This is a genomic window from Alloalcanivorax sp. C16-1 (assembly GCF_046507805.1).
Taxonomy (GTDB): Bacteria; Pseudomonadota; Gammaproteobacteria; order Pseudomonadales; family Alcanivoracaceae; genus Alloalcanivorax.
The window spans coordinates 315878-340989 of record NZ_JBKFTK010000004.1; the positions used below are offsets into that span (position 1 = coordinate 315878).

The 25112-nt window shown below is 69.2% G+C and carries 24 protein-coding genes and 1 riboswitch; of the genes, 19 read left to right on the top strand and 5 right to left on the bottom strand.

Annotated elements, in window-relative coordinates:
* Positions 1-147: 147 nt before the first annotated feature.
* The 7 genes from ACLD0W_RS15250 to ACLD0W_RS15280 all read left to right on the top strand — a co-directional run bounded on the left by ACLD0W_RS15250 (position 148) and on the right by ACLD0W_RS15280 (position 8301).
* On the top strand, positions 148-783 hold the full coding sequence (locus tag ACLD0W_RS15250; protein WP_410308332.1) for a TetR/AcrR family transcriptional regulator: 636 nt from the start codon (positions 148-150) through the stop codon (positions 781-783).
* A 94-nt stretch (positions 784-877) separates the two neighbouring features.
* A complete protein-coding gene (locus tag ACLD0W_RS15255) occupies positions 878-1888 on the top strand; it encodes an ABC transporter ATP-binding protein (RefSeq protein ID WP_410308333.1) in 1011 nt (336 codons plus the stop codon).
* Entirely contained in the window at positions 1885-2877 is a 993-nt protein-coding gene (locus ACLD0W_RS15260; RefSeq protein ID WP_410308334.1) for an ABC transporter ATP-binding protein, read from the top strand. The genes ACLD0W_RS15255 and ACLD0W_RS15260 overlap by 4 nt, the downstream gene beginning before the upstream one ends.
* Positions 2878-2922: 45 nt before the next feature.
* A complete protein-coding gene (locus tag ACLD0W_RS15265; protein WP_410308335.1) occupies positions 2923-4512 on the top strand; it encodes an ABC transporter substrate-binding protein in 1590 nt (529 codons plus the stop codon).
* A 3-nt stretch (positions 4513-4515) separates the two neighbouring features.
* On the top strand, positions 4516-5472 hold the full coding sequence (locus tag ACLD0W_RS15270; protein ID WP_410308336.1) for an ABC transporter permease: 957 nt from the start codon (positions 4516-4518) through the stop codon (positions 5470-5472).
* Positions 5469-6362 (top strand): ABC transporter permease, encoded by an 894-nt coding sequence (locus ACLD0W_RS15275; protein WP_410308337.1) that lies wholly within the window; start codon positions 5469-5471, stop codon positions 6360-6362. Before ACLD0W_RS15270 ends, ACLD0W_RS15275 begins: the two co-directional genes overlap by 4 nt.
* Before the next feature lie 262 nt (positions 6363-6624).
* The gene (locus ACLD0W_RS15280; protein WP_410308338.1) at positions 6625-8301 is read left to right on the top strand and encodes an AMP-binding protein; all 1677 of its coding nucleotides are present in this window, start codon (positions 6625-6627) and stop codon (positions 8299-8301) included.
* Between the two features lie 15 nt (positions 8302-8316).
* On the opposite strand, the gene ACLD0W_RS15285 is transcribed toward ACLD0W_RS15280, so the two are convergent.
* Entirely contained in the window at positions 8317-8475 is a 159-nt protein-coding gene (locus ACLD0W_RS15285; protein ID WP_410308339.1) for a hypothetical protein, read from the bottom strand.
* Between the two features lie 201 nt (positions 8476-8676).
* Here ACLD0W_RS15285 and ACLD0W_RS15290 point away from each other — a divergent pair, with 201 nt between their 5' ends.
* Positions 8677-10566, top strand: a complete 1890-nt coding sequence (locus ACLD0W_RS15290) for a choice-of-anchor I family protein (RefSeq protein WP_410308340.1) — start codon at positions 8677-8679, stop codon at positions 10564-10566.
* Positions 10567-10748: 182 nt separating this feature from the next.
* On the opposite strand, the gene ACLD0W_RS15295 is transcribed toward ACLD0W_RS15290, so the two are convergent.
* Entirely contained in the window at positions 10749-11111 is a 363-nt protein-coding gene (locus tag ACLD0W_RS15295) for a nuclear transport factor 2 family protein (protein WP_410308341.1), read from the bottom strand.
* A gap of 63 nt (positions 11112-11174) precedes the next feature.
* Between ACLD0W_RS15295 and ACLD0W_RS15300 the strand changes: the two genes are divergently transcribed.
* Both ACLD0W_RS15300 and cobU read left to right on the top strand, forming a co-directional pair.
* Positions 11175-11615, top strand: coding sequence for a MarR family winged helix-turn-helix transcriptional regulator (locus ACLD0W_RS15300; protein WP_410308342.1), 441 nt, complete (start codon positions 11175-11177; stop codon positions 11613-11615).
* Between the two features lie 22 nt (positions 11616-11637).
* The gene (gene cobU / locus ACLD0W_RS15305; protein WP_410308343.1) at positions 11638-12180 is read left to right on the top strand and encodes a bifunctional adenosylcobinamide kinase/adenosylcobinamide-phosphate guanylyltransferase; all 543 of its coding nucleotides are present in this window, start codon (positions 11638-11640) and stop codon (positions 12178-12180) included.
* Between the two features lie 58 nt (positions 12181-12238).
* Here cobU and ACLD0W_RS15310 read toward each other — a convergent pair whose 3' ends face one another.
* Genes ACLD0W_RS15310 through cobT form a run of 3 tightly spaced genes read right to left on the bottom strand, consistent with a single transcriptional unit; the run spans position 12239 to position 14648 of the window.
* Positions 12239-12976 (bottom strand): adenosylcobinamide-GDP ribazoletransferase, encoded by a 738-nt coding sequence (locus ACLD0W_RS15310; RefSeq protein ID WP_410308344.1) that lies wholly within the window; start codon positions 12974-12976, stop codon positions 12239-12241.
* The gene (locus tag ACLD0W_RS15315; protein ID WP_410308345.1) at positions 12973-13599 is read right to left on the bottom strand and encodes a histidine phosphatase family protein; all 627 of its coding nucleotides are present in this window, start codon (positions 13597-13599) and stop codon (positions 12973-12975) included. The genes ACLD0W_RS15310 and ACLD0W_RS15315 overlap by 4 nt, the downstream gene beginning before the upstream one ends.
* On the bottom strand, positions 13596-14648 hold the full coding sequence (cobT, locus tag ACLD0W_RS15320) for a nicotinate-nucleotide--dimethylbenzimidazole phosphoribosyltransferase (protein WP_410308346.1): 1053 nt from the start codon (positions 14646-14648) through the stop codon (positions 13596-13598). Before cobT ends, ACLD0W_RS15315 begins: the two co-directional genes overlap by 4 nt.
* Positions 14649-14787: 139 nt before the next feature.
* On the opposite strand from cobT, the gene cbiB reads away from it, so the two are divergent.
* From cbiB to ACLD0W_RS15365, 9 genes are all read left to right on the top strand, one after another.
* A complete protein-coding gene (gene cbiB / locus ACLD0W_RS15325; protein ID WP_410308347.1) occupies positions 14788-15714 on the top strand; it encodes an adenosylcobinamide-phosphate synthase CbiB in 927 nt (308 codons plus the stop codon).
* Positions 15711-16718, top strand: coding sequence for a threonine-phosphate decarboxylase CobD (gene cobD, locus ACLD0W_RS15330; protein ID WP_410308348.1), 1008 nt, complete (start codon positions 15711-15713; stop codon positions 16716-16718). Before cbiB ends, cobD begins: the two co-directional genes overlap by 4 nt.
* Before the next feature lie 51 nt (positions 16719-16769).
* Positions 16770-16980: riboswitch (cobalamin riboswitch) on the top strand.
* Between the two features lie 139 nt (positions 16981-17119).
* Positions 17120-18955 carry a TonB-dependent receptor domain-containing protein gene (locus ACLD0W_RS15335; RefSeq protein WP_410308349.1) on the top strand — a complete coding sequence of 612 codons (1836 nt, stop codon included), beginning with the start codon at positions 17120-17122 and terminating at the stop codon, positions 18953-18955.
* Positions 18956-18967: 12 nt separating this feature from the next.
* Positions 18968-19849, top strand: coding sequence for a cobalamin-binding protein (locus ACLD0W_RS15340; protein WP_410308350.1), 882 nt, complete (start codon positions 18968-18970; stop codon positions 19847-19849).
* Positions 19836-20813 (top strand): FecCD family ABC transporter permease, encoded by a 978-nt coding sequence (locus tag ACLD0W_RS15345; RefSeq protein ID WP_410308351.1) that lies wholly within the window; start codon positions 19836-19838, stop codon positions 20811-20813. The genes ACLD0W_RS15340 and ACLD0W_RS15345 overlap by 14 nt, the downstream gene beginning before the upstream one ends.
* Entirely contained in the window at positions 20813-21610 is a 798-nt protein-coding gene (locus ACLD0W_RS15350) for an ABC transporter ATP-binding protein (protein WP_410308352.1), read from the top strand. Before ACLD0W_RS15345 ends, ACLD0W_RS15350 begins: the two co-directional genes overlap by 1 nt.
* Entirely contained in the window at positions 21597-22928 is a 1332-nt protein-coding gene (locus tag ACLD0W_RS15355; RefSeq protein WP_410308353.1) for a cobyrinate a,c-diamide synthase, read from the top strand. Before ACLD0W_RS15350 ends, ACLD0W_RS15355 begins: the two co-directional genes overlap by 14 nt.
* 12 nt (positions 22929-22940) lie before the next feature.
* Positions 22941-23552 carry a cob(I)yrinic acid a,c-diamide adenosyltransferase gene (cobO, locus tag ACLD0W_RS15360; protein WP_410308354.1) on the top strand — a complete coding sequence of 204 codons (612 nt, stop codon included), beginning with the start codon at positions 22941-22943 and terminating at the stop codon, positions 23550-23552.
* On the top strand, positions 23549-25000 hold the full coding sequence (locus tag ACLD0W_RS15365) for a cobyric acid synthase (RefSeq protein ID WP_410308355.1): 1452 nt from the start codon (positions 23549-23551) through the stop codon (positions 24998-25000). Before cobO ends, ACLD0W_RS15365 begins: the two co-directional genes overlap by 4 nt.
* The last annotated feature ends 112 nt before the right edge of the window (positions 25001-25112 follow it).

The window sequence follows — 25112 nt, forward strand, 5'->3', positions numbered from 1 at the left end:
GCGCGGTCCGGTTTGTTCGTTTTAGTGATCGGTTTGGCGGCAAGATAGCGAGATACTGACTTACACGTCAATTAGTATTGACTCCGGTTTTATTTACTTGCAGATTAGTCAGCACTTACAGCGCTCACTCAACGTCAGGAGGCCGGCGTGGCCCGACCGGAAAAGAAATCCCAGCTTGGCCAGCCGCCCATGAAGGCCCAGATCAAGGAGGCCGCCCGCGCCCTGTTCATCCAGCGCGGCATCAGCGACGTGAGCTACGGCGACATCGCCGAGGTGGTGAACACCACCCGGGCCAACCTGCACTACCACTTCGGCAACAAGTCGGCGCTGATCGAGGAAGTGTTCCAGGAAACCTTCGACGACCTGGAGGCCCAGTTTCAGGACGTGTGGGCCCGGCCAGGGCTGACCCTGGCGGAGCGCATCGGCCTGGTGGCCCGGGATTGCGAGCGGCGTTTCTACCAATTCAACGACACCGCCAAGGGGCGCAACCCCTGGAGCCTGTCGGCGCGGGTGCGTTTCGAGCGGCATCTGATTTCCGAGCGCACCCAGGAGGGCATTTCCGAAATGTCCCGGCATTTCGAGGAGTTCGTGGCCCACGCCGTGAAGCTGGCCATCGGCGAGGGTGAGCTGCGCCCGGACACGCCGGTGCGGCAGGTGGTGATGCTGATCACCCCGCTTTGGTATTTCGGCTCGCTGCTCACTCAGCACAGCGGCCTGAACAAACTGCTGGATCATTATCAGGCGGTGATCGATACCGTCACCGCCGCCTATGGCACCGAGTAAAAAGGGCACCCGATAACAACGGGCACCCGATAACAACAATCCCCTTCGGCCCGCCACCGGGCCGACCGTGGATGTGCCGGCACGGAGAGAAAGCATGGCGCACGAGGAAAACGGTTCCCAACCGCTGCTGGCGGTGGAGGACCTGAACATCGCCTTCGTCCATCCCGGCGGCGAAACCGCCATTACCCGGGACGTGTCGTTCACCGTGGGCGCCGGTGAACGGGTGGGCGTGGTGGGCGAAAGCGGCTGCGGCAAAACCGTCACCGGGCTGTCGCTGCTCGGCCTGCTGCCACAGCGCACCGCCCGGGTGCGCGGCCGTATCCTGTTCCAGGGCGAGGACCTGCTGACCATGTCCGCGCGGGAACTGCGCCGGCGGCGCGGCCGCGATATCAGCATGATCTTCCAGGAACCGATGAGCGCCCTGGACCCGGTATTCACGGTCGGCGAACAGCTCACCGAAACCCTGCGCGCCCACTACCCGGTGAGCCGCAAGGAGGCCCGCGAACGCGGCATCGCCGCCCTGGAGGAAGTGGGCATCCCCTCGCCCCATCTGCGCATCGACGACTACCCCTACCAGTTTTCCGGCGGCATGCGGCAACGGGTAATGATCGCCATGGCACTGATCTGCCGGCCCAAGCTGGTGATCGCCGACGAACCCACCACCGCCCTGGATGTGACCGTGCAGGCGCAGATCATCGATCTGCTGTGCGAGCTCAGCGACACCACCGGCACCGCCCTGCTGTTCATTACCCACGACCTGGGCGTGGTGGCGGAAACCTGCTCGCGCCTGCTCACCATGTACGCCGGTGAAGTGGTGGAAAGCGCGCCGGTGGACACCGTGCTGCGCCGCCCGGCGCATCCTTATTCTTCCGGCCTGCTGCGCTCGCTGCCCGGCCTCAGTGAACGGGGCGGGCGGCTGCCGTCGATTCCCGGCCGTGTGCCGGCGCCCGCGGAGATGCCCGCCGGCTGCCGCTTCCAGGCGCGCTGCCCCCATGCCGCCGACGGCTGCGAACAGGGCCAGCCGCTGCGCGAACTGGACCGCGAACGGCTGGCGCGCTGTTGGCGCAGCGCCGAACTCACTCTGCCGGGAGCGGTGACACCATGAACGCCAGCCTGACACCCCGCCCGTCCACCCAGGCCGCCGGCGTGCGCGCCGACCGGGTGCGCGTGCATTTCCCCACCCGCGCCGGCACCGTCAAGGCGGTGGACGACGTGAGCTTCGACATCCGCCCCGGCGAAACCTTCGGCCTGATCGGCGAGTCCGGCTCCGGCAAAACCACCCTGGGTCGGGCCCTGGCCGGGCTGCAGCCGCTCACCGAGGGGCGCCTGTTCTACGACGGCCGCGAGCCGGCGTCGCTGAACCGGGCGGAACGACGCCGCCAGCGCCGCGATCACCAGATCATTTTTCAGGACCCCCACGCCGCCCTGAACCCGCGCATGACCATTGCCCAGTCGGTGATGGAGCCGCTGGACATTCTGCGCGACGGCGACCGCGCCCACCGCCGGCGGGTGGCGGACGAAGCCCTGGAGCGGGTCGGCCTGGCGCCGCAGATCGGGCGCCGCTACCCCCATGAACTGTCCGGCGGCCAGAAGCAGCGGGTCAATATCGCCCGCACCCTGACCCTGCGCCCGCGCTTCATTGTCTGCGACGAAGTGGTGGCGGCCCTGGATGTGTCGATCCGGGGTGCCATTCTCAATCTGTTCGCCGATCTGCAGAACGAGTTCGGCATCACCTATGCCTTTATCACCCACGACATCTCGGTGGTGTCCCACGTCAGCGACCGGGTCGGCGTGCTCTATCTCGGCCGGCTGATGGAGCAGGGTCCGACCGGCGCGGTCTGTGAACAACCGCTGCACCCCTATACCCAGGCGCTGCTGTCCGCGGAGCCCTTGCCGCTGCCCAGCGATCAGCGTGACCACCGGCGCCGCATCCGGCTGCAGGGCGAGATCCCCAGCCCGCTCAATCCGCCGTCCGGCTGCCCGTTCCGCACCCGCTGTCCGCGCGCCGAAGCGCGCTGCGCCGAGCAGGTGCCGGAATGGCGGGAGGTGGCGCCGGACCATCGCGTGGCCTGCCATTTCGCCGGCCCCGCCTGAGCGACCCGTTTTTACGAACAAAACAACAAAATTTCAGGAGAGCGCATGAACAAGAAGCCCCACCCCCAGGATCAGGATCTGCTCGACGTGAACGGCCTGGCCGTGTCCCGCCGCACCTTTCTCGGCGTGCTGTCCGGCGCCCTGGCCGCCGGCACCCTGATGGCGCCGGGCGCGCTCTGGGCCCAGCCCGCCGGCGCGTCGTTGCTGCGCGTGGGCGCCAACGCCAACCCGTCCAGCCTGGACCCGGCCACCGGCGGCTCCGGCTCGGATCATGTTTTCCTGTTCCCGATCTACGACACCCTGGTGACCTGGGATTTCGACAGCCTCAAGGCGCAGCCGGGCCTGGCGGAACGCTGGGAGTTCACCGACCCCAGCACCCTGGTGCTGCATCTGCGCCAGGGCGTCACCTTCCACGACGGCGCGCCGTTCAACGCCGAAGCGGTGAAGACCAACCTGGATCGCAGCCGCACCGCGGAGTTTTCCAATATCCGCTCCGACCTGGGGTCGGTGGACAGCGTCACCGTGAACGGTGAGCACACCGTCACCCTGCATCTGAAGAACCCGGACACCGCCCTGCCCCTGATCCTGTCCGACCGGGCCGGCATGATGGTGTCGCCCAAGGCGCTGCAGGCCAACGGCAACCGGGTGGATCGCAAACCGGTGGGCGCCGGCTTCATGACGTTCGAGAAATGGAACGACGGCAGCGAGATCGTGCTGAAAGCGTTCAAGGGCTACCGGGGCGACGACAAGCCGGCCCTGGCCGGCATCACCTTCTCGATCATCACCGACAGCGCCACCCGGCTGCGCGCGGTGATGTCCGGGCAGGCCGACCTGGCCTACCACCTGGACGGCCGCCAGAAGCCGCTGGTGGAAAAGATGCCCACCCTGCACGGCGTGGTCGGCTCCACGGTGTATTGCTACCAGCTGTATCTGAACATGTCCCGGGACACCCTGGCGGACCGCCGCGTGCGCCAGGCGCTCAACTACGCGGTGGACCGGGATGCCTTTATTCGCGGCGCCATGGCCGGCTCCGGCGAGGCCGCCTATATGAACCTGCCGAAGTCCCACTGGGCCTACGACGCGCAAACCGCCGAGCTGTATCCCCACGATCCGGACAAGGCCCGGGCGCTGCTCAAGGAAGCCGGCTACGCCGATGGCGTGACCCTGGACATGCGCGGCTACAACGACCAGTCCTCGGTGCAGATGCAGGAGCTGCTGCTGGCGCAGTTCGCCCGCGCCAACATCAAGGGCCGCTTCCGCACCGGCACCATCGCCGACATGTCGGCGGAATACTTCGCCAAGAAGCAGGGTGACCTGTTGCTGTCGGCCTGGACCGGCCGGCCGGACCCGAGTCTCAGCTACTCGCTGATGTACAACCAGGAGTCCTACTTCAACGCCGGCGACAAGGCGCCGCCGGAAGGCTTCGCCGAGGCGCTGCTGGCGTCGCGCAGCAGCGATGACCTGGCCACCCGCAAGGAGGCCCTGGCCAAGGTGCAACGGCTGGTCATGGAAGACGCCCTGGTGGTGCCGCTGGCGTTCCGGGAAAGCATCGTCGCCACCAACGACAAGGTGCAAAACCTGCGCAACAACCTGCTCGGCAAACCTAAATTCAACAACGTTTCGCTGAAGGGCTGACCCGTGGCCAACCGCGTCAAACAGCGCATGGTGGCGGCACGCCTGCTGCAGTCCCTGCCGATTCTGGTGCTGGCCACCTTTATCGTGTTCTGCCTGATGCAGCTGATCCCGGGTGACGTGGCCGTCACCCTGGCCGGCGAAAACGCCTCCATGGAGCGCATCGAACAGATCCGCGAAGCCTACGGCCTGAACCAGCCGTTCCTGGTGCAGTACGGCCAGTGGCTGGGGCACGCCGCCCAGGGCGAGCTGGGCACCTCGCTGCTGTCCGGCGAGCCGGTGGCGCAGACCATCGCGCGCACCTTTCCCAATACGCTGCTGATCGCGGTCTACGCGGTGCTGCTGTCGGTGCTGGTGGGGGTGCCGCTGGGCATCCTCGCCGCCACCCGCGCCGGCTCGCCCCTGGACAGCGGCATCATGGGCGCCGCCTCCCTGGGCGTGGCGGTGCCGAACTTCTGGTTCGGCATGATCCTGGTGCTGTTTCTGGCTCTGGGGCTGCAGTGGTTTCCGGCCACCGGCTTCGTCTCCCCCCGGGAGGATTTCAGCGGCGCGCTCTGGTACGCCACCTTGCCGGCGCTGGCGCTGTGCACCAACGGCATCGCCGAGGTGGCCCGGCAGCTGCGCAGTTCGTTGGTGGAGATCCAGTCTTCCCAGCATGTGCGCACGTTGCACGCCAAGGGCCTGAGCCCGGCGCGCATTCTCTGGAAGCACGGCCTCAAGAACGTGAGCGTCAATCTGCTTACCGTGATCGGCCTGCTGTTCAACAAGATTCTCGCCGCCACCGTGGTGGTGGAGGCGGTGTTCGCCATCCCGGGCATCGGCAGTTCCATCGTCAACGCGGTGCTGCAGGGCGACTTTCCGGTGGTGCAGGGCGCCGTGCTCGCCATGGTGGTGACGGTGATTCTGGTGAACCTGTGCACCGACCTGGCCTGCACCGTGCTCGACCCGAGGATTCACGCATGACCACCGCCTCCGTTTCTTCTTCGTCCAGCCACGCCGCCGACGAGCCGGGCCTGGCCCGGCGCGTGCTGGGCTGGCTGCGCGGCGATCCGCGCGCCGCGTTGAGTTTGCTGGTGCTGGTGCTGATTCTCGGCACCGCTCTGCTGGCCCCCTGGGTGGCGCCCTACGACCCGGCTCACCAGGATCTGGAGCACATGCTGGAGGGGCCGTCGGCGGCCCACTGGCTGGGTACCGACGATCTCGGCCGGGACGTGCTCAGCCGGTTGATCCATGGCGGCGCCAATTCCCTGTACGCGGCCCTGCTGGCGGTGTCGGTGGCGTTGCTGATCGGCATTCCCCTGGGGCTGATCGCCGGCTTCGTGGGTGGTTGGACCGATGTGGCGATCAGTCGCCTGATCGATACCTTCCTGTCGTTCCCGGCGATCATTCTGGCGGTGGCGGTGACCGGCGCCATGGGCATCGGTCTGACCAATGCCATGTTTTCCGTGGGGCTGGTGTTCGCGCCGCAAATCGCGCGTTTGATCCGCGCCCGTACACTGGTGGTGCGTCAGGAGCTGTATGTAGACGCGGCGCGCTGCTTCGGCGCCTCGCCGTTGCGGCTGCTGGGCCGGCACGTGCTGCCCAATGCGATCCAGCCGGTGATCGTGCAGAGCACCCTGCTGTTGGCGGTGGCGTTGCTGGCCGAGGCCAGCCTCAGTTTTCTGGGGCTGGGGGTGCAGCCGCCGGATGTGAGCTGGGGCGCCATGATCGCGCGGGGTTATCTGTATATGTCGCTGGTGCCGGAGCAGATGTACGCGCCGGGGTTGATCATCATGGTCACGGCGGTGGCGTTCAATGCGCTCGGGGAGTCCATGCGGACGGCGTTGGATCCTACGGCGCGGGGGCATGGCTGACCGGGCTTTTGTTGCTGAGGCTGGACCCTCCAGCGGGGGCGCGTCTCGGCGAGGGCCCCCTTCCGGGAACGCCGTGAACCCGTCCCTGGGGGCTCCCTTTCGAACGTCCTGTTCTCAAGGGTCCCGGAAGGGGGCCCTCGCCGAGACGCTTCGAGGTAGCGTCGCCGGCGGCTCCGTAGGTTGGATTTTTGAGTGGGAGCGGTCGGGCGGCGTTCGGTTTAAGTCACTCGCCAATCGTTTTTAAGCATTAAGGAGAACAAAGATGTCCACCGTTTCCGCGGCCGGGTTTGAGCCGGTGCCGGTGCCTGGCTCGGTCTGGGCCGGCGATAGCGTTTCCTATCTGCGTGGCGAGAAGCCGCTGCACGAGTATCTGTTCCAGCACGCCGAGGAGGTGCCGGATCGCGTTGCCTATATTTATTACGGCACCGAGATCACCTGGGGCCAGGTGGGGGACGCGGTGCGGCGGTTGGCGGCGCATTTGCGCGAGCACGGGGTGGGGGCCGGAGATCGGGTGGCGTTGTTCATGCAGAACTGCCCGCAGTACATCTTCGCCCATTACGCGGTGCAGGCGCTGGGCGCCATGGTCACGCCGGTGAATCCGCAGTACAAGGCCGCCGAGGTGGCCTATCAGTTGAGCAATGCGGAGACCAAGGCGCTGGTGGTGGCGCGGGATCTTTATCCGATCGTCGCCGAGGTGCGCGATCAGGTGCCGACCCTGGCCACGGTGGTGAGCACCGCCTACGGCGATTATCTGCCGGAACGGCCCACCTTGACCGTGCCCAAGGAGTTGCTGGGTGAGCCGTCCTCGGCGCCGGCGGACACCGACGATCTGCGATCCATCCTCACGCACACCGCGCCGTTGCAGCGGTTTGAGCCGGTGGATCTGTGGCACGGCGTGGGGTTGATGACCTTTACCTCCGGCACCACCGGCCGGCCCAAGGGCGCCATGCTCAGTTACGGATCCAGCCTGTTCAAGATGGCGGTGTCGTTCCGCGCCAACCGCATGGCCGAGGACACCGTGAGCCTGGGCATCGCGCCGCTGTGCCATATCGCCGGCATGAACTTCGGCGTCTATCAGCCGGTGTACGCCCGCCAGACCCTGGTGATCCTGGCGCGCTTCGATCCGGCCACCACCGTCGACGCCATCGAGCGGTATCGGGTGCGCAACTGGTACAGCATCGCGCCGATGCTGCGCGCGATTCTGGATTTCCCCGGGGTGGAAAAGCGTGACCTGACCTCGCTGACCAACAACCCCTGCACCAGCTTCGGCATTCCTCTTACCGAGAAACTGGCCGGGGAGTGGAAGGCGCTGACCGGCTGCCAGACCCACGAGGCGGCCTACGGGCTCAGCGAGACCCATACGTCCGACACCTTCATGCCCAAGGACCGCATCAAGTGGGGCAGCTGCGGGGTGCCCATGGCGGAGAATGAGATCCGCATTCTCGATACCGCCACCGGCGCGGAGTGCGCGCCCAACCAGAGCGGCGAGATCGTGGTGCGCAACAAGGCGGTGTTCAAGGGCTACTGGAAGCGCGACGAGGCCACCGCCGAAACCCTGCGCGACGGCGCCGTGTACACCGGCGACGTGGGCTATTTCGATGAAGAGGGCTATCTGTTCTTCACCGGCCGCATCAAGGAGATGATCAAGTGCTCCGGCTACAGCGTGTTCCCGGAGGACGTGGAAGCGCTGATGCTCGATCACCCGGCGATTTCCCAGTCCGCCGCCATCGGTATCCCCGACGATCAGCGCGGCGAAACGGTGAAGCTGTTCGTGGTGCTGAAGCCGGAGTACCAGGGCAAGGTCAGCGAGAGCGAGCTGATCGACTGGGCCAAGGAACATATGGCGGCGTACAAGTACCCGCGCCAGGTGGCCTTTATCGATAAGCTGCCGGCGACGCCGGCGGGTAAGGTATTGCGCCGGTTGTTGAAGGACGACTGAAGGTCGACCGCGGCGTCATCCGTTTTTCTCCACAGGCGGGGACGGTGCCTGGCCGTTTTTCTCCGCCTCTTTCTTTTTCTTGCCTTTGTCGTAATGCCACTTGATGGCGAAGAACATGCCCGTGCCGAACACGAGGAGCTTGAACGTAAGCAGGACGATCGGAACCCAATCCATTATTTCGACTCGTTGTGAGATCTCGGCACAAGTCTAATCCGGGCAAACCGCCCTCGACATTGGACACAACGTCCCAGGGCGCCGGAGAGACCCGGCCCGGCCGTCAGTCTTGCGCTCTTCTTCAAAAAAACGTCATCCCCTTGTCATGGATCTGCGGCCCACTACCCGGGTATCCGTGAACGAATAATGACGAGGTGTTTGATGAAACCCTGGCTTGCCTTTGGCGCCGGCACCCTGCTGGCCACCACCTTGCTGACCGGCTGCGGCGGCGACAGCGACAACGATAACGACGTCGCCCCGCCGGCGGCGGACCCCACGCCCTCCAGCGTTAAGCTGAATTTCCTGGGCCGCCACAGCTCCGGCCAGTTCGACGAGTCGGCGGCGGAAATCCCCGCCTACCACGCCGGCTCCCAGCGCCTGTTCGTGGTCAACGCCAACAAGGGCGCTCTGGACATCCTGAGCCTGGCGGACCCGGCCAACCCGACCCTGGAAGACACCCTGCTCACCGACGACATTTCCGCCGGTTCGGAAGTGAACAGCGTGGCCGTGCAGGGCGACCTGGTGGCCATCGCCGTGCAGGCCGGCACCAAAACCGACACCGGCTTCCTGGCCCTGTACAACGCCAACACCCTGGAGCGGATCAGCTTCGTGCCGGTGGGCGCCCTGCCGGACATGGTGGCGTTCACCCCGGACGGCCACTATGTGCTCACCGCCAACGAAGGCGAGCCCAACGACGACTACAGCGTGGACCCGGAAGGCTCGATCAGCGTCATCGATATCCGCGACCCGGCCGATCCGCAGGAAGCCCGCGCCACCTTCACCGCCTTCAACGGCCAGCAGGCGGACCTGCAAGCCGCCGGTGTGCGCATCTATGGCCCCAACGCCAATGTGGCCCGGGACCTGGAGCCGGAGTACATCGCCATCGCCGACGACAGCACCACCGCCTGGGTGACCCTGCAGGAGAACAATGCCCTGGCCAGGTTGGACATCGCCAGCGCCACGGTCACCGATATCCTGCCGCTGGGCGAAAAAGATCTGAGCCTGGACGGCAACGGCATCGACGCCAGCGACGAAGACGGCGAGATCAATATCCGCACCTTCGACGGCGTGGTCGGTCTGTACCTGCCGGACGCCATCCACGCCTACAGCGCCGGTGGCGGCACCTGGCTGGTCACCGCCAACGAAGGCGACGCCCGCGCCTGGGGCGAGGACAACGACGCCTACTGGGGCACCGAGGGCAGCGGCTGCGCCGGCGATCCCAGCCAGGGCTTCGTGGAGGAATTCCGCGTCAAGCATCTGGTCCACGCCAGCGGCTTCGACCGCCGCTGCGGCGACGACCTGCCGCCTCAGCTGCGCGGGCTGGCCGCCGGCGCCCTGCTGAATCCGGCCACCTTCAGCTACTGCGGCGCCACCGCCGGCGATCCCGGCGACTGCCGCGAGGACGACGTGCTGGGCCGCCTGAACGTGACCTGGACCGAAGGCTACCGCACCGACGACAACGGCGACCCGGTGCTGTTCACCGCCGCCGGCGTCGAGGACAACGTCAACGGCGACCGGCTGATGTACGACAAGCTGTACGCCTACGGCGGCCGTTCCTTCTCGATCTGGAGCGAGGACGGTGAGCTGGTGTTCGACTCCGGCGACGCCATCGAGCAGTTCCTGGCCAGCGACGAGTGCAAGCTGGGCACCCAGCGCAGCATTCCCTGCAAGGACTATTTCAACTCCGGCCACGATGAAGGCAACGCCTTCGACAGCCGCAGCGACGCCAAGGGCCCCGAGCCGGAGGGCCTGACCCTGGGCCATCTGGGCGACAAGACGTTCCTGTTCCTGGGGCTGGAGCGCATGGGCGGCGTGCTGGTCTACGACATCACCGACCCCACCGCGCCGCAACGGGTGGACTACCTGAACACCCGCGACGACTGGACCACCGACGATCCGGGCTCGGTGCTGGCCGCCGCCGGCGACCTGGGTCCGGAAGGGCTGGTGTTCATCCCCGCCGAGGACGCCCCGGGCGGCACCGCCCTGCTGGTGGTGGGCAATGAAGTGAGCGGCACCACCTCGGTGTATGAAGTGGAAAGTCTGTTCGACTGAACCGCCCCCGAGCGCGGCCAACGCCGCGCTGCAACGACAACCGCCGGCGTCTCCGCGCCGGCGGTTTTTTGTTCATCCCCACCGCCACGGGTGCGGTTTTCGGGAACCTTCCCGGCCGATACCGTTCACACCAGTTCGGCGCGAATCCGTTAGACTGCGCCGCTTGAATCCGGGGGCGGCGGTCAGCCGGCGGCGTAGCAGGCGATGGACTCGCGCACCAGGGCTTTCTCGCCAAGTATAAAGGTTTCCGCTACGTTACCCCGATGTCCTTTGTAATAGAGGGTCACGGTTTCATAACCCGACAGGACGTCCAGCAACTCGAAGCGCAGATCGGGCAAGGCCGCCAGAGCCTGGCCCCAATAGGCGCGCAACGCCGGTTTCCCGCGTAGAATACCTTCACGGGCACCGGTGATCCGGGGAATCATGGGGGAACGGAACACCACGTCGTCCTGGTAGTGGGCAAGAATGTCCTCCAGGCTGTGTCGGTTCCAGGCTTCCAGCCACTGCCGCGCGAAGGCGTCCGGGTCGATCGAAATGGGTTGCATTGGACCTCCTCGAAGGTCAACCTTGGTGACCTATATAGCTATGAAACAGGGTGGTGAGTCAATATGATCGATGACGCTTCTCGGGAGCGCTTGAACGACAGCCTGGTAACCTTGCACTTCGCGTTTCGCGGCCTGGTCGCGGAGCCCGATAACATTCTCAAGGATCAGGGGCTGTCACGGATCCACCACCGTTTGCTGTTCTTTATCGGCCACAACGACAACCTCAGCGTCAACGAGCTGGTCGACACCATGCGCCTTACCAAACAGGCGATTCACAAGCCGCTCAAAACCCTGGTGGAAAAAGAGCTGGTGGCGGTAAGCCGCGACAGCGCCGACAAGCGCGTCAAACGGCTGACCCTCACCGAAGCCGGCGCCGATCTGGAACAGCGCCTCACCGGTATCCAGCACGACCTGCTGCTGCACGCCTTCGAGGAAGTGGGCCCGGCCGGCGCCGACGCCTGGCGCCGGGTGATGGACACCATGGCCCGCCGGCTCGGGGTCTGAGCCCGGCCCCTCCCTTCCTTCCATGCCTCTTGAACTGATTCTCGGCGGGGTGCGCTCCGGCAAAAGCGGCCTGGCCGAACGGCTGGCCGCCGATGGCGGTGGCCCGGTGCTGTACCTGGCCACCGCCCGGCCCGGTGACGGCGAGATGCGCGAGCGCATCCGCCGCCACCGGCAACGGCGGCCCGCGCACTGGTCTCTATTGGAAGAACCGCTGGCGCTGGGCGCCGCCCTGCGCGACCTCGGCCGGCGTGCGCCGGCCCCCACCGTGCTGATCGATTGCATGAGCCTGTGGGTCAGCAACCTGCTGCTGGCCGGCGAGGCGGTGTTCGAGCGGGAGCGGCCGGCGTTCGCGGACGCGCTGCCGGCCTATCCGGGCCGGGTGATCGTGGTCAGCAATGAGGTGGGCCTGGGGCTGATCGGCATGGACCCGCTGACGCGGCGCTTCGCCGACGAACTGGGCTGGCTGAATCAGGACCTGGCGGCGCGAGCGGAGCGGGTGGTGCTTACCGTGGCCGGCCTGCCCCAGGTGCTCAAGGGCCCGCCGTTACCGCCGCATCGCGACTGAAGTCGCTCCTACAACTACAACGTGCTTACCGTAGGAGCGACTTCAGTCGCGATGCCACTCAAAGCGTCAGCGCCGCCGCCAGCAGCACGGCGGCTTCCACCCCCTCCACCAGCGCCCCGGCGGTATCGCCGGTAAAGCCGCCCAGACGGCGGCGCATCAACGCCGCGCCGCCGACGAACACCGCCACCGTCACCAGCAAGGCCGCACCCTGCCCCAGCAGCAGCGCCAGCAGCGCCGCCGCCAGCATCGACAGGCCCACGGCCGACCGCGCGATATGGCGGGCCTGCCCGCTGCCCAGGCCCTGCTCGCGTACATAGGGCAGCGCCAGAAACAGCCCCGCGCAGCCGGCCCGCGCCAGCACCGGCGCCACCAGCAGGGCCAGGGTGCCGCCGCCCGCCAGCAGGGCCGCCAGCGCGGTCACCTTGACCAGCAATACCAGCACGATGGCCACCGCCCCGGCGGGGCCGCAGTACGGGTCCTTCATGATCGCCAGGGTGCGCGCCCGGTCGCCGTAGCCGCCCAGCCAGGCGTCGGCGCTGTCCGCCAGACCGTCCAGATGCAGGGCGCCGGTGAGCGCCACCCAGACCAGCAGCAGCAGGGCCGCCGCCGGCCACGGCGGGGCCCCGGCCAGCAGCGCCGCCAGCGCCCACGACAGCAGGCCGATCAGCAGGCCCACCGCCGGGTACCAGGCCACCGACCGGCCCTGGTCGCGCTCGTCCACCGGCGTCGCCACCCGCACCGGCAGGCGGGTGAGCAGGGACAGGGCCAGCAGGGCCGGCTGCCCGCGCCGGCTCACGGCCCGGCCTCCACCGCGCCGTGGCTGACCAGACAGCCCAGCAGCCCTTGCTCGGTGACGTCCAGGCGCACCCGCGAGCGGCTCGCGTAGGGCACCAGAAAGGCGCCCAGGGCGCGGCCCGGGGGCAGCCCCATCACATGGGCCAGGGTCATGCGGATCACGCCGCCGTGGCACACCAGCAACACCCGTTGCCCGGCCAGGGCGTCCCGCCAGTGGGTCCAGGCCGCGCCGATGCGCCGGTAAAAATCCAGGATCGGTTCGCCGCCCTGCGGGGCGTGTCGCTCCGGGTCGGACCAGAAGCGCGCCTGACCGTCGCCGAAGCGCTCCGCCACCTGCTCGGTGGTCAGCCCTTCCCAGGCCCCGAAGGAGATTTCCTTGAAGCCTTCCACCACGGTGCAGGGCAGGCCGCGCTCGGCGGCCAGCCCTTCGGCGAAGGCCCGGCAGCGCAGCAGCGGCGAGGTGAGGATATGGTCCCACTGGTCCGCCTCGCCCACCGCCGCCCGCATCTGCCGCCAGCCCAGCGGGCTCAGGGCGTCGTCCCGGTGGCCCCGGTATTTGGGGCCGCCGTCCGGCTCGCCGTGGCGCAGCAGATCAAACCAGGTGGTGCGCGCGGGCGCGGTCATGAGCGGTCCTGGACGCCGGCGTCCTCGAAGGTGGCCATCTCGTTGTGCAGGGCGCAGGCCTGACGCAGCAGCGGCACCGCCAGGGCGGCGCCGGAGCCCTCGCCCAGGCGCAGGCCCAGGCACAGCAGCGGCTCCGCCTCCAGGGTCTGCAGCAGACGCACATGGCCGGGCTCGGCGGACTGGTGGGAAAACAGCAGCCAGGGGCGCAGTTCAGGGCGCAGGCGCACCGCCGCCAGGGCCGCCACGGTGACGATAAAACCGTCCACCAGCACCACCAGGCCGCGGGCGGCGGCGCCGATAAAGGCGCCGGCCAGGGCGGCGATCTCGAATCCGCCCACCGAGGCCAGCGCCTGCAACGGATCGCGGGGGTCGGCGTGGCGGCGCAGGGCGCGCTCGATCACCGCCACCTTGCGGCCCACGCCATAGCGGTCCAGCCCGGTGCCGGGCCCGGTCAGCGAGCGCGCCGGCTTGCCCAGCAGGGCACAGGCCACGGCGCTGGCGCTGGTGGTATTGCCAATGCCCATCTCGCCGCCCACGAACAGCCGCGCACCGGCCTCGGCGGCACGGGCGGCGGCCCGGTCACCGGCGGCCAGGGCGGCCTCCAATTGGTCCATGCTCATGGCCGGACGCACCGCCAGGTTGTCGGTACCCGGGGCGATGGTCTCGTCCACCACCCCGTCGCTCACCGGCGGCGGCGCCACCGTGCCCAGATTGACCACTTCCAGACGCGCGTCGATGTGCCGGGCCAGCACGCTGATGGCGGCGCCGCCGGTGACGAAGTTGGCGATCATCTGGCCGGTCACCGCCTGGGGAAAGGCGGACACGCCCTCGGCGCAGACCCCGTGGTCGGCGGCGAACACGGTGATCGCCACCGCGTCCAGATCCGGCCGGTCTCTGGCCTGCAGGGCCGCCAGTTCCACCGCCACGTCTTCCAGCCTGCCCAGGGAACCCGGCGGCTTGGTAAGACGGGCCTGGCGGGCCAGGGCCCGTTCCCGGTGTTGCGGACAGGGGGCGGCGATGGGGGCTTGCCAGCGGGCGGTATCGGTCACGCGGACTCCTCTCGGGGTGGTGGCGGAAGCGGGCCAATCCTCTTCCCGGCTTCCGGTAGTGTCAAGGCGAGGACCTTTGGCCTTTGGTAACCGCTTGCCGCTACACTGCGCCTCCCTACCCCTGCCCGGAACCGCCGTCATGTGGAGCCTGACCCTTGCCGCCCTCGCCGCCGTGGCCCTGGACCGGGTGCTGGGCGAGCCCGGTCGCGGGCACCCGCTGGTCGCCCTGGGCCGGGCGGCGGACCGGCTGGAGCGGCGGCTCAATCGCCAGACCGACGGCGACCTGGGGCGGGGTGCCCTGGCGGTGGCCGTGCTGGCCCTGCCGCCGGTACTGGCCGCCCTGGCGCTGACCCTGTGGCTGCCGATCTGGCTGTTGTGGCCGCTGCAGGTGCTGGGCCTGTGGCTGGCCCTGGGCGCGCGCAGCCTGGCCGAACACGGCCGCGCGGTGGCGGCGCCGCTGGCCACCGGCGACCTGCCGGAGGCGCGCCGCCAGGTGGCCCGCATCGTCAGCCGCGACACCGACGCGCTGGACCCGCCCGGGGTGGCCCGGGCGGCCACCGAATCGATGCTGGAGAACGGCGCCGACGCGGTGTTCGCCAGCCTGTTCTGGTTTCTGGTGGCGGGCTTGCCCGGCGTGCTGCTGCACCGCATCGTCAATACCCTGGATGCCCTGTGGGGCTACCGCACGCCCCGCTACGAACGCTTCGGCAAGGCCGCCGCCCGGCTGGACGACGCGCTTAACTGGGTGCCGGCCCGGCTCACCGCCCTCAGCTATGGCCTGTGCGGCCACCTGGGCCCGGCCCTGCGCTGCTGGCGCGAGCAGGCCCGGCACTGGGACAGCCCCAACGCCGGGCCGGTGATGGCCGCCGGCGCCGGCGCCCTGAGCGTCACCCTGGGCGGCCCGGCACCCTACCACGGCGCGCTCAAGCAACGCCCTCCGCTGGGCCTGGGCCCGGCCCCGGACGCCGCCACCATCGACGCGGCCCTGGCCCTGATACGGCGCGCCCTGGTGCTGTGGCTGGCGCTGGCCGTTCTGATCGCGCTGATCATCGGGGCGGCGCCATGAGCGAACAGCGCCCGGACCACGGCGGTCGCCTGCACCGCGCCGCCGCCCGGTGGGGCATCCCGGTGGCCGACTGGCTGGACCTGTCCACCGGCATCAACCCCCAAGGCTACCCGGTGCCGGCGATCCCGGAGCGGGTCTGGCAACGGCTGCCGGAGGACGACGACGGCCTGCCGGAGATCGCCCGGCACTGGCTGGGCCTGCCCGCCGCCGCCGGCTGTCTGCCGGTGGCCGGCAGCCAGGCCGCCCTGCAGACCCTGCCATTGCTGCGCCGCCCGGGCCGGGTGGGCGTACCCGCCCCGGGCTATCAGGAACACGCCGCCGCCTGGCGGCGGGCCGGCCACCGGGTGGTGCCGCTGAGCGCCGACCAGGTGCCCGCCGCCCTGCCGGAACTGGACGCCCTGGTCTGGATTCATCCCAACAATCCCACCGGCGCCACCCTGGACACCGATACCCTGCTGGGCTGGCATCGGCAGCTGGCGGCCCGGGACGGCTGGCTGGTGGTGGACGAGGCCTTTATCGAGGCCAGCCCCGCCACCTCCCTGGTGCCGCACCTGGGCGCGCCGGGGCTGGTGGTGCTGCGCTCCCTGGGCAAGTTCTTCGGCCTGGCCGGCCTGCGCGCCGGCCTGATGGCCGGGCCGCCAGCGCTATGCCGGGCTCTCGATGAACGGCTCGGCCCCTGGGCGCTCAGCCACCCGGCCCGTTACGTGATGGGCGCGGCCCTGGCGGACCACCACTGGCAGGCCACCACCCGCCAGCGGCTGGGCGCCGACCGGCAACGGCTGGATGCCCTGCTCCGGGAATACGGTCTCAACCCCCAGGGCGACAGCCACCTGTTCGCCTGGTGCGCCACCGCCGACGCCGCCGTTCGTCACGAACGCCTGGCCCGCCAGGGCGTGCTGACCCGACTCTGGGAAGGGCCCGACGGCCTGCGTCTGGGGCTGCCCGGCGACGAGGCCGGCTGGCGGCGGCTGGATCAGGCGCTGGCGAACCGGTCCGCGCCCTGAGATCGGCGGCAAAACCGCCCGCCGTCGTTGATTATTATCCCTTCCCTTGCTAGCTTGCGCGCTCCTTACGGTGCCCCGCGACGGCGGGGTTAAACGGGAAGTCGGTGACGCGCACCCGCGCCAGCCCGACGCTGCCCCCGCAACGGTGATTGAGAGCAAGGCCATCGGAGTCGCCACTGTGTGCTTCACACGGGAAGGCGATGGCCCCGGGACTGTGTCCCTCTCATCAGCCCGGATACCGGCCGCGAGGAAGGACATCGGCCCCGCCGGTGCCCACCTGGCGTCGCGGAGGGCGACGGCGGCATGACCCGGAGCCGCCCGGCCCCGTGCCTGCCCGCCCGTTCTCCCCGGCAATCACTATTACGCCGTGCGGGTGAGCTCGGCGAAGGGGATCGTTTCGCATGACCTTGCGTTTTTCGACGGCACTGGCCGTCCTGCCTGTTTGTTTTTCCGCTTTAGCCCCGTTGGCCGCCGCCGACAACACCGACTCACTGCAAGTCGCCGCCCTGGATCCGGTGGTGGTCACACCCACCCTGACCAGCCGCACCGCCGACGCCTCCCTGTCCTCGGTCACGGTGATCGATGAAGAACAACTGCGCCGCCAGCAGCCGGTGGAGTTCAGTGAAGTGCTGCGTGGTCAGCCCGGCGTGGACATGGTCGGCAACGGCAGTTTTGGCAAATCCTCCAGCCTGTTCCTGCGCGGCACCGGCAGCAGTTCCACCCTGCTGATGGTGGACGGCGTGCGGCTGCGTTCCGCCACCGCCGGCAGCCCGTCCTGGCAGTTCCTGCCGCCACAGCTGATCCGGCGCGTGGAAATCGTGCGCGGCCCGCGCGGCAGCCTCTATGGCGCCGACGCCGTGGGCGGCGTGGTGCAGGTGTTCACCGATGGCAGCGCCGATCCTGGCGCCTGGGTGGAAACCGGCGCCGGCAACCTGAACAGCCGCCGCCTGGCCGCCGGCGCCGCCGGAGAGAGCGACGGCACCCGCTACAGCCTGTCGGTGGACCGCTTCGACACCGACGGTGACACCCTGCGCGAACACAGCGACGAGCGCGGCTACGACAACACCTCCGGCGTGGTGCATCTGACCCACCGTTTCGACAACGACGCGGAACTGGGCGTGTTCGGCTTCCGTGCCCAGGGCACCACCGAATTCGAAGGCAGCACTCCGGCGCAGCGCAAGGAAACCGACTACGTGCTGCAGGTGGCCGGCGTCAAAGGCAGCCTGTGGGTCACCGACAACTGGCAAAGCAAGCTGCTGGTCAGCGACGCCCGCGACGAGAACGAAAGCTTTACCGACGGCGACCGCGACAGCGTTTTCAACACCCGCAGCCGCGCCGCCAACTGGCAGAACACCTTCCTGCTCGGCGAGCACCGGCTGGTGGTGGGCGGCGATTTTCTTCGTGACAGCATCGACAGCACCACCCAATACGCGGAAGACGAGCGCGACAACAGCGGCGGTTTCGCCCAGGTGCTGCTCGATTTCGGCGATCTGGACCTGCAGGCCAGCGGTCGCTACGACGACAATGAAGCGTTCGGGCACAAAACCACCGGCGGCGTGGCGGTGGGCTATAAAGTGACTCACCGGCACCGACTGCGCGCCAGCTACGGCACCGCCTTCCGCGCCCCCACCTTCAACGACCTTTACTATCCGGGGTTCGGCAACGACGCGCTGGAACCGGAAAGCTCGGAAAGCTTGGAAGTGGGCGTGCGCGGCCAGTTCCAGACCTGGTTCTGGGACCTGGCGGTGTATCAGACCGACGTGGAAGACCTGATCGCCTACGCCAATCTGGGCGGTCTCTACGCGCCCTACAACGTCGACGAGGCACGCATTCGCGGCGCCGAACTGAGCGGCGGCGTGGAACTGGACCAATGGCGTCTGGCGGCGGCGGTGACCGCCCAGGACCCGCGCGACCGGGACACCGACAAGGTGCTGCAGCGCCGCTCCAAGCGCAGCCTGCGGCTGGATGTGGACCGCGACCTGGGCGACCTGTCCCTGGGCGGCAGCCTGGTGCTCAAGGGCGACCGCTACAACGACGCGGCCAACGAAGAGCCGCTGGGCGGCTACGGCATTCTCGATCTGCGCGCCGGCTGGCAATTCGCGCCGCGCTGGTCCACCCGCCTGACCGTCAAGAACGTGCTCGACAAGCGCTATAGCACGGCCACCAACTTCGCCGGCTGGGACTATCTCAACGCCGGCCGGTTCGTCATGCTGAGCCTGCGCTACGACCTGCACTGATCGGAGACCGCCATGATTCGTCCCACCGCGCTGCTCGCCCTGAGCCTGACGCTGCTCGCCACGGCGGCGTCCGCGCGGGTGTGCGTGGACGACGACGCGGACCGGCGGGTGTGCCTGGAACAGCCGGCGCGACGCATCGTGGCCCTGTCGCCGGGCGCCACCGAACTGCTCTACGACGCCGGCGCCGGCGAACGACTGGTGGGCGCGGTGAGCTTCAGCGACTTTCCCCCCGAGGCCAAGGCGCTGCCCCGGGTGGGCAGCTACAAACGGCTCGATCTGGAAGCGATCCTGGCCCTCCAACCGGACCTGGTGGTGGCCTGGGTCAGCGGCAATCCAGCCACCCAGGTGGAGCGGCTGGAGAGCCTGGGCCTCACCGTCTATCGCGGCGAGCCGCTGCGCTTCGCCGGAGTGGCCGACACCCTGGAACGGCTGGCGGTGCTGGCCGGCACGGAAGCGACCGGCCGCGCCGCCGCCGCCCGCTTCCGTGCCGGCATCGCCGAGCTGCGCCAACGCTTCGCCGACGCCGAGCCGGTAACGGTGTTCTATGAGGTCTGGGAAGAGCCGCTGATGACGGTGAACGGCAAGCACCTGATCAGCGAGGCGATCCGCACCTGCGGTGGCGTCAATGTGTTCGCCGACCTGCCCGGCCTGGCGCCCCGCATCGGTACCGAAGCGGTGATCGCCGCCGACCCGGAAGCCATCGTGGCCGGCGGCATGGGCGAGAACAATCCCCGGTGGCTGGAGCCCTGGAAGCGCTTCCCGGCGCTCACCGCCGTGCAGCGGGACAACCTGTTCTTCGTACCACCCTCCACCCTGCAGCGCCCCACGCCGCAAATGCTGGACGGCACCCGGCGGCTCTGCGATCACCTGGAGCGCGCCCGTGCCCGGCGTTAGCCGGCGGCCCCTGGTGCTGGCGTTGCTGGCCCTGGCCGGCGCTCTGGCCCTGGGGCTGTCGCTGGCGGTGGGCAGCGTGCCGATCGGCGCCGCGGAATTGTGGGCGGCGCTCACCGGCGCCGGCGATCCACTGCACCGCGAGCTGCTGCTGTCCCTGCGCCTGCCCCGGGCGCTGGCGGCGTTCGCCACCGGCGGCCTGCTGGGGCTGGCCGGGGCGCTGATGCAGGTGCTGCTGCGTAATCCCCTGGCGGACCCTTATGTGCTGGGTCTGTCCGGCGGCGCGGCGGTGGGCGCCCTGGGCGCCATGCTGCTGGGAGCCGCCGCCGTCTGGGTGCCCGGCGCCGCCTTTGTCGGTGCCCTGCTTTCCACCGTGCTGGTGTTCGGCCTGGCCCAGGGCGTGGGCGGCTGGACCCCGACCCGGCTGCTGCTGACCGGGGTGGTGGTGGCCGCCGGCTGGGGCGCGGTGGTCACCTTCCTGCTTACCCTGAGCCCGGCGGAGCGGCTGCCGGGCATGCTCTACTGGTTGATGGGCGACCTCAGCTATGCCCGTTCCCCCTGGCCGGCCTGGTTGTTGCTGGTGCCGGCGACCCTGTTGGTGCTGCCGCTGGGACGCGCCCTCAACGTACTGGCCCGGGGGCCATTGCAGGCGGCGTCCCTGGGGGTGGCGGTGCGCCCTCTGGAAATCACCATCTATGTGCTGGCCAGCGCCCTCACCGCCATGGCGGTGAGCACCGCCGGCAGCGTCGGTTTCGTGGGGCTGGTGGTGCCGCACATGCTGCGCCTGGCACTGGGCAACGATCAGCGTCTGATCCTGCCGGCCAGCGTGCTGGCCGGCGGCGCCCTGCTGACCCTGGCGGATACCCTGGCGCGCACCCTGCTGGCACCCCAGCAGCTGCCGGTGGGGGTGATCACCGCCCTGCTCGGCGTGCCCACCTTCCTGCTGCTGTTGTATCGGAGCCGCTGATGACCGTGCTCACCACCGAGGATCTGGTCATCGACATCCCCGGCCGCGCCGACGGCCGCCCCCTGACCCTGCGCGTGGCGCCGGGCCAGCGCTGGGGGGTACTCGGTCCCAACGGCGTCGGCAAAACCACCCTGCTGCACACCCTGGCCGGATTGCGCGCGCCCCGCGCCGGCCGGGTGCTTCTGGACGATACGCCCGTGGAGGCCCTGAAGCGCAAGCGCGTGGCGCAACAGCTGGCGCTGGTGTTCCAGGACCGCCAGGACGGCTTCCCGGCCACGGTGCTGGAAACCGCCTTGATCGGCCGCCATCCGTTCCTGGCGCCCTGGCGCCGGGAGGGAGCGGAGGACCTGCTGCTGGCCCGCGAGGCCCTGACCGCCCTGGCGGTGGACCACCTGGCGGACCGTCTGGTGACCACTCTGTCCGGCGGCGAACGCCAGCGGGTGGCCATCGCCACCGCCCTGGCCCAGACGCCTTCCGTATGGCTGGCGGACGAACCCACCAACCACCTGGACCTGCACCATCAGGTGGCGGTGATGAAACTGCTGCACGAGCGCGCCGAGCGTGGTGCCGCGGTGGTGATGGGCCTGCACGACCTGAATCTGGCGGCGCGCTGGTGCGACCACCTGCTGCTGCTGTACCCGGATGGCCAGCATTGCTTCGGCCCCGCCGAGGCGATGCTGGAGCCCACCGCCCTGGCGCACCTGTACGGCCAGCCCCTGACCATGGCCCGGGTGGGCGGCGCGCCGGTGTTCGTGCCCGCCGACCCGGAACCGGGAGTTCACGATGATCGACCCTGATGTTTACCACCGCCGCGTGCCCGCCGCCCTGATCAGCGCCCCGGGCTCCGGCCAGGGCAAGTCGCTGATCACCGCCGCCCTGGCCCGGCTGCACCGCAATGCCGGACGCCAGGTGCGGGTGTTCAAGTTCGGCCCGGACTATCTGGACCCGATGGTGCTGGAGCGCGCCAGCGGCGCGCCGGTGTATCAGCTGCAGCCGTGGATGACCGGCGAGGCGGAATGCCGCTGGCGACTGGCGGAAGCGGCCACGCAGGCGGACCTGATCCTGGTGGAAGGGGCCATGGGCCTGTTCGACGGCACCCCGTCCAGCGCCGATCTGGCGGTGCTGGCCGGCATTCCGGCCATCCCGGTGATCGACGCCTGGGGCATGGCCCAGACGTTCGGCGCCGTGGCCCTGGGCCTGGCCCGCTACCGGGACGACCTGACCGTACGCGAAGTGATCGCCAACCGCGTGGCCAGCCCGCGCCACGGCGATCTGCTCGCGGAGGGCCTGCCGGCGGACCTGACCCTGCTGGGCGCGGTGCCGCGCCATGAGGCGATGACTTTGCCCGAACGCCATCTCGGCCTGGTGCAGGCCGGTGAGCTGAACGATCTGGACCGGCGCCTCGATGAGGCCGCCGCGGTGCTCGCCGAGGCCGGTCTGGACCGGCTGCCGGCCCCGGTGACCTTCAAGGCGCCACGCCCGGCGCCGTCGGAGCGCCTGCTGGAAGGCAAACGGATCGGCGTGGCCCGGGACGCGGCCTTCGCCTTTTTGTACCCGGCCAATCTGGATCTGCTCCGCGACCTGGGCGCGGAACTCCGTTTCTTCTCGCCGCTCACCGACACGGCGCCGCCGGAGGTGGACGCGCTCTGGCTGCCCGGCGGCTACCCGGAACTGCACGGCGCCACCCTGGCCGCCAACGTGTCGATGGGCGAGGCGATCCGCGCCCATCATCGGGCCGGCAAACCGATTCTGGCGGAATGCGGCGGCCTGATGAGTTGCATGGACACCGTGGTGGACGGCGACGGCCAGGCCCATCAAGGCTTCGGCCTGCTGCCCGGCACCGCCCGGCTCACAGGCAAACTCCAGGGGCTGGGCATGCACGCCCTGCGCCTGGGCGAGGACGAACTGCGCGGCCATACCTTCCACCACGGCACCCTGGAAAACGCGCCGGCGGCGCGACTGTTCAGCGAGAAACAAAGCGGCACCGGCGGCGAACCGGTATTCGTGAAAAACGGTCTGGTGGCCAGCTTCTTCCACGGTTATTTTCCTTCGGCGCCGGCCCTGGTCGCGTCGATTTTCGACGGCCGTTTCTCCCTTGCCGTCGGTTCCGAATAGCAGGAGACACCCATGCGCGAAGACGCCAAAACCCCGCAACGCCACGCCGAACGCATGGCGAAAAAACAACGGATCATGCAGGAGCGCATCGCCCGCGCCGACAAGGACCAGGGCGTGCTGCTGGTGCTCACCGGCCCGGGCAAGGGCAAGAGCAGCTCCGGCTTCGGCATGCTGGCCCGGGCTCTGGGCCACGGCATGAAGGTGGGCGTGGTGCAGTTCATCAAGGGCGCCTTCAGCACCGGCGAGGAAGCCTTCTTCCGCGACCTGCCCAAGGTGGATTACCACGTCATGGGCGAGGGCTACACCTGGGACACCCAGGACCGGGAGCGGGACGTGGCCGCCGCCGAAGCGGCCTGGGCGGTGGCCCGCGAGATGCTGCGCGACGACAGCTACCATCTGGTGCTGCTGGACGAACTGAACATCGCCCTGCGCTACGACTACCTGGACCTGGACAGCGTCCTCGACGACCTGCAAAACCGCCCGCCCCTGCAACACGCCGTGGTCACCGGCCGCTACGCGCCGAAAGAGCTGATCGAGCTGGCGGACACGGTCACGGAAATGAAAGTCGTCAAGCATGCGTTCAAGGATCAGGGCGTACGGGCGCAGAAAGGCGTGGAGTTGTGACGACATTGATGGTTCAAGGCACCACCTCCGACGCCGGCAAGACGCTGGTGGTGGCGGCGTTGTGCCGGTGGCTGGCGCGGCGCGGGGTGCGGGTGGCGCCGTTCAAGCCACAGAACATGGCGTTGAACAGCGCGGTCAGCGAGGACGGCGGCGAGGTGGGCCGATCCACCGCGTTGCAGGCCCTGGCCGCGAACACGCCACTGCATTCGGACATGAACCCGGTGCTGCTCAAGCCGCAGACCGACCGGGGCGCCCAGGTGATTCTGCGCGGGCGGGTGCACGGCAATATGGAAGCGCTGGACTACCACGCCTTCAAGGCCACCGCCCGGGAATCGGTGCGCGATGCCTGGCAGGCGCTGTCGGCCCGCTATCAGGTGGTGATCGCCGAGGGCGCCGGCAGCCCGGCGGAGATCAACCTGCGCGCCAACGACATCGCCAATATGGGCTTCGCCGAGCTGGCCGATTGCCCGGTGATCCTGGTGGCGGACATCGACCGGGGCGGCGTGTTCGCGCAGATCGTCGGCACGCTTGAGGTACTGCCGCCGGAGGAACAGGCGCGCATTCGCGGCTTCGTGATCAACCGCTTTCGCGGCGACCCGGCGCTGCTGCAAAGCGGCCTGGACTGGCTGGAGCAACGCACCGGCAAACCGGTGCTGGGGGTGCTGCCCTACCTGCACGGTCTGATGCTGGACGCGGAGGACGCGGTGGCCGGCGGCGGCGAGCACCGGGCCGGCGCGCTCAAGGTGACCGTGCCGCTGCTGCCGCGCATGAGCAACCACAACGACTTCGACCCGCTGCGCCTGCACCCTGGCGTCGAGCTGCGCTTCGCGGAAATAGGCCGGCCCTGGCCGGCGGCGGACCTGGTGATCCTGCCCGGCAGCAAGGCCACCCGCGCCGACCTGGCGTTCCTGCGCGAGCAGGGCTGGCACCGGGAGATCGAACGGCACCTGCGCTACGGCGGCAAGGTGCTGGGCCTCTGCGGCGGCTTCCAGATGCTGGGCGAACGCATCGAGGACCCGGACGGCCTGGAAGGCGACCCCGGCGGCGACGCCGGCCTGGGCTGGCTGGCCCTGCGCACCACCCTGGTCCCGGGCAAGCAGCTGCGCAACGTGAGCGGCACCCTGCTGCCGGACGGCGTGCCGATCCACGGCTACGAGATCCACAACGGCGTCAGCGAAGGCCCCGCCCTGGACCGCCCACTGCTGCGCCTGGACGGCCGGCCCGACGGCGCCATCAGCGACGACGACCGGATTCGCGGCACCTACCTGCACGGCCTGTTCGACGACCCGGGCGCCACCGACGCCCTACTGCGCTGGGCCGGCCTCACCGACACCTCCGCCGCCGTCGACTACCACGCCCACCGCCAGCACGACCTGAACCGCCTCGCCGACGCCATCGACCAGCACCTGGACACCGACGCCCTCCTCGCGCTTCTGGACCTGGCATAGGGTTGCTCCAGCCGGGGCGCGGCTCAGGGCGCGACGCCCTTCCGGGAACGCCGCGAGTACGTCCCTGTAGGCTCCCTTTCGAACGTCCTGTTCTCAAGGGTCCCGGAAGGGC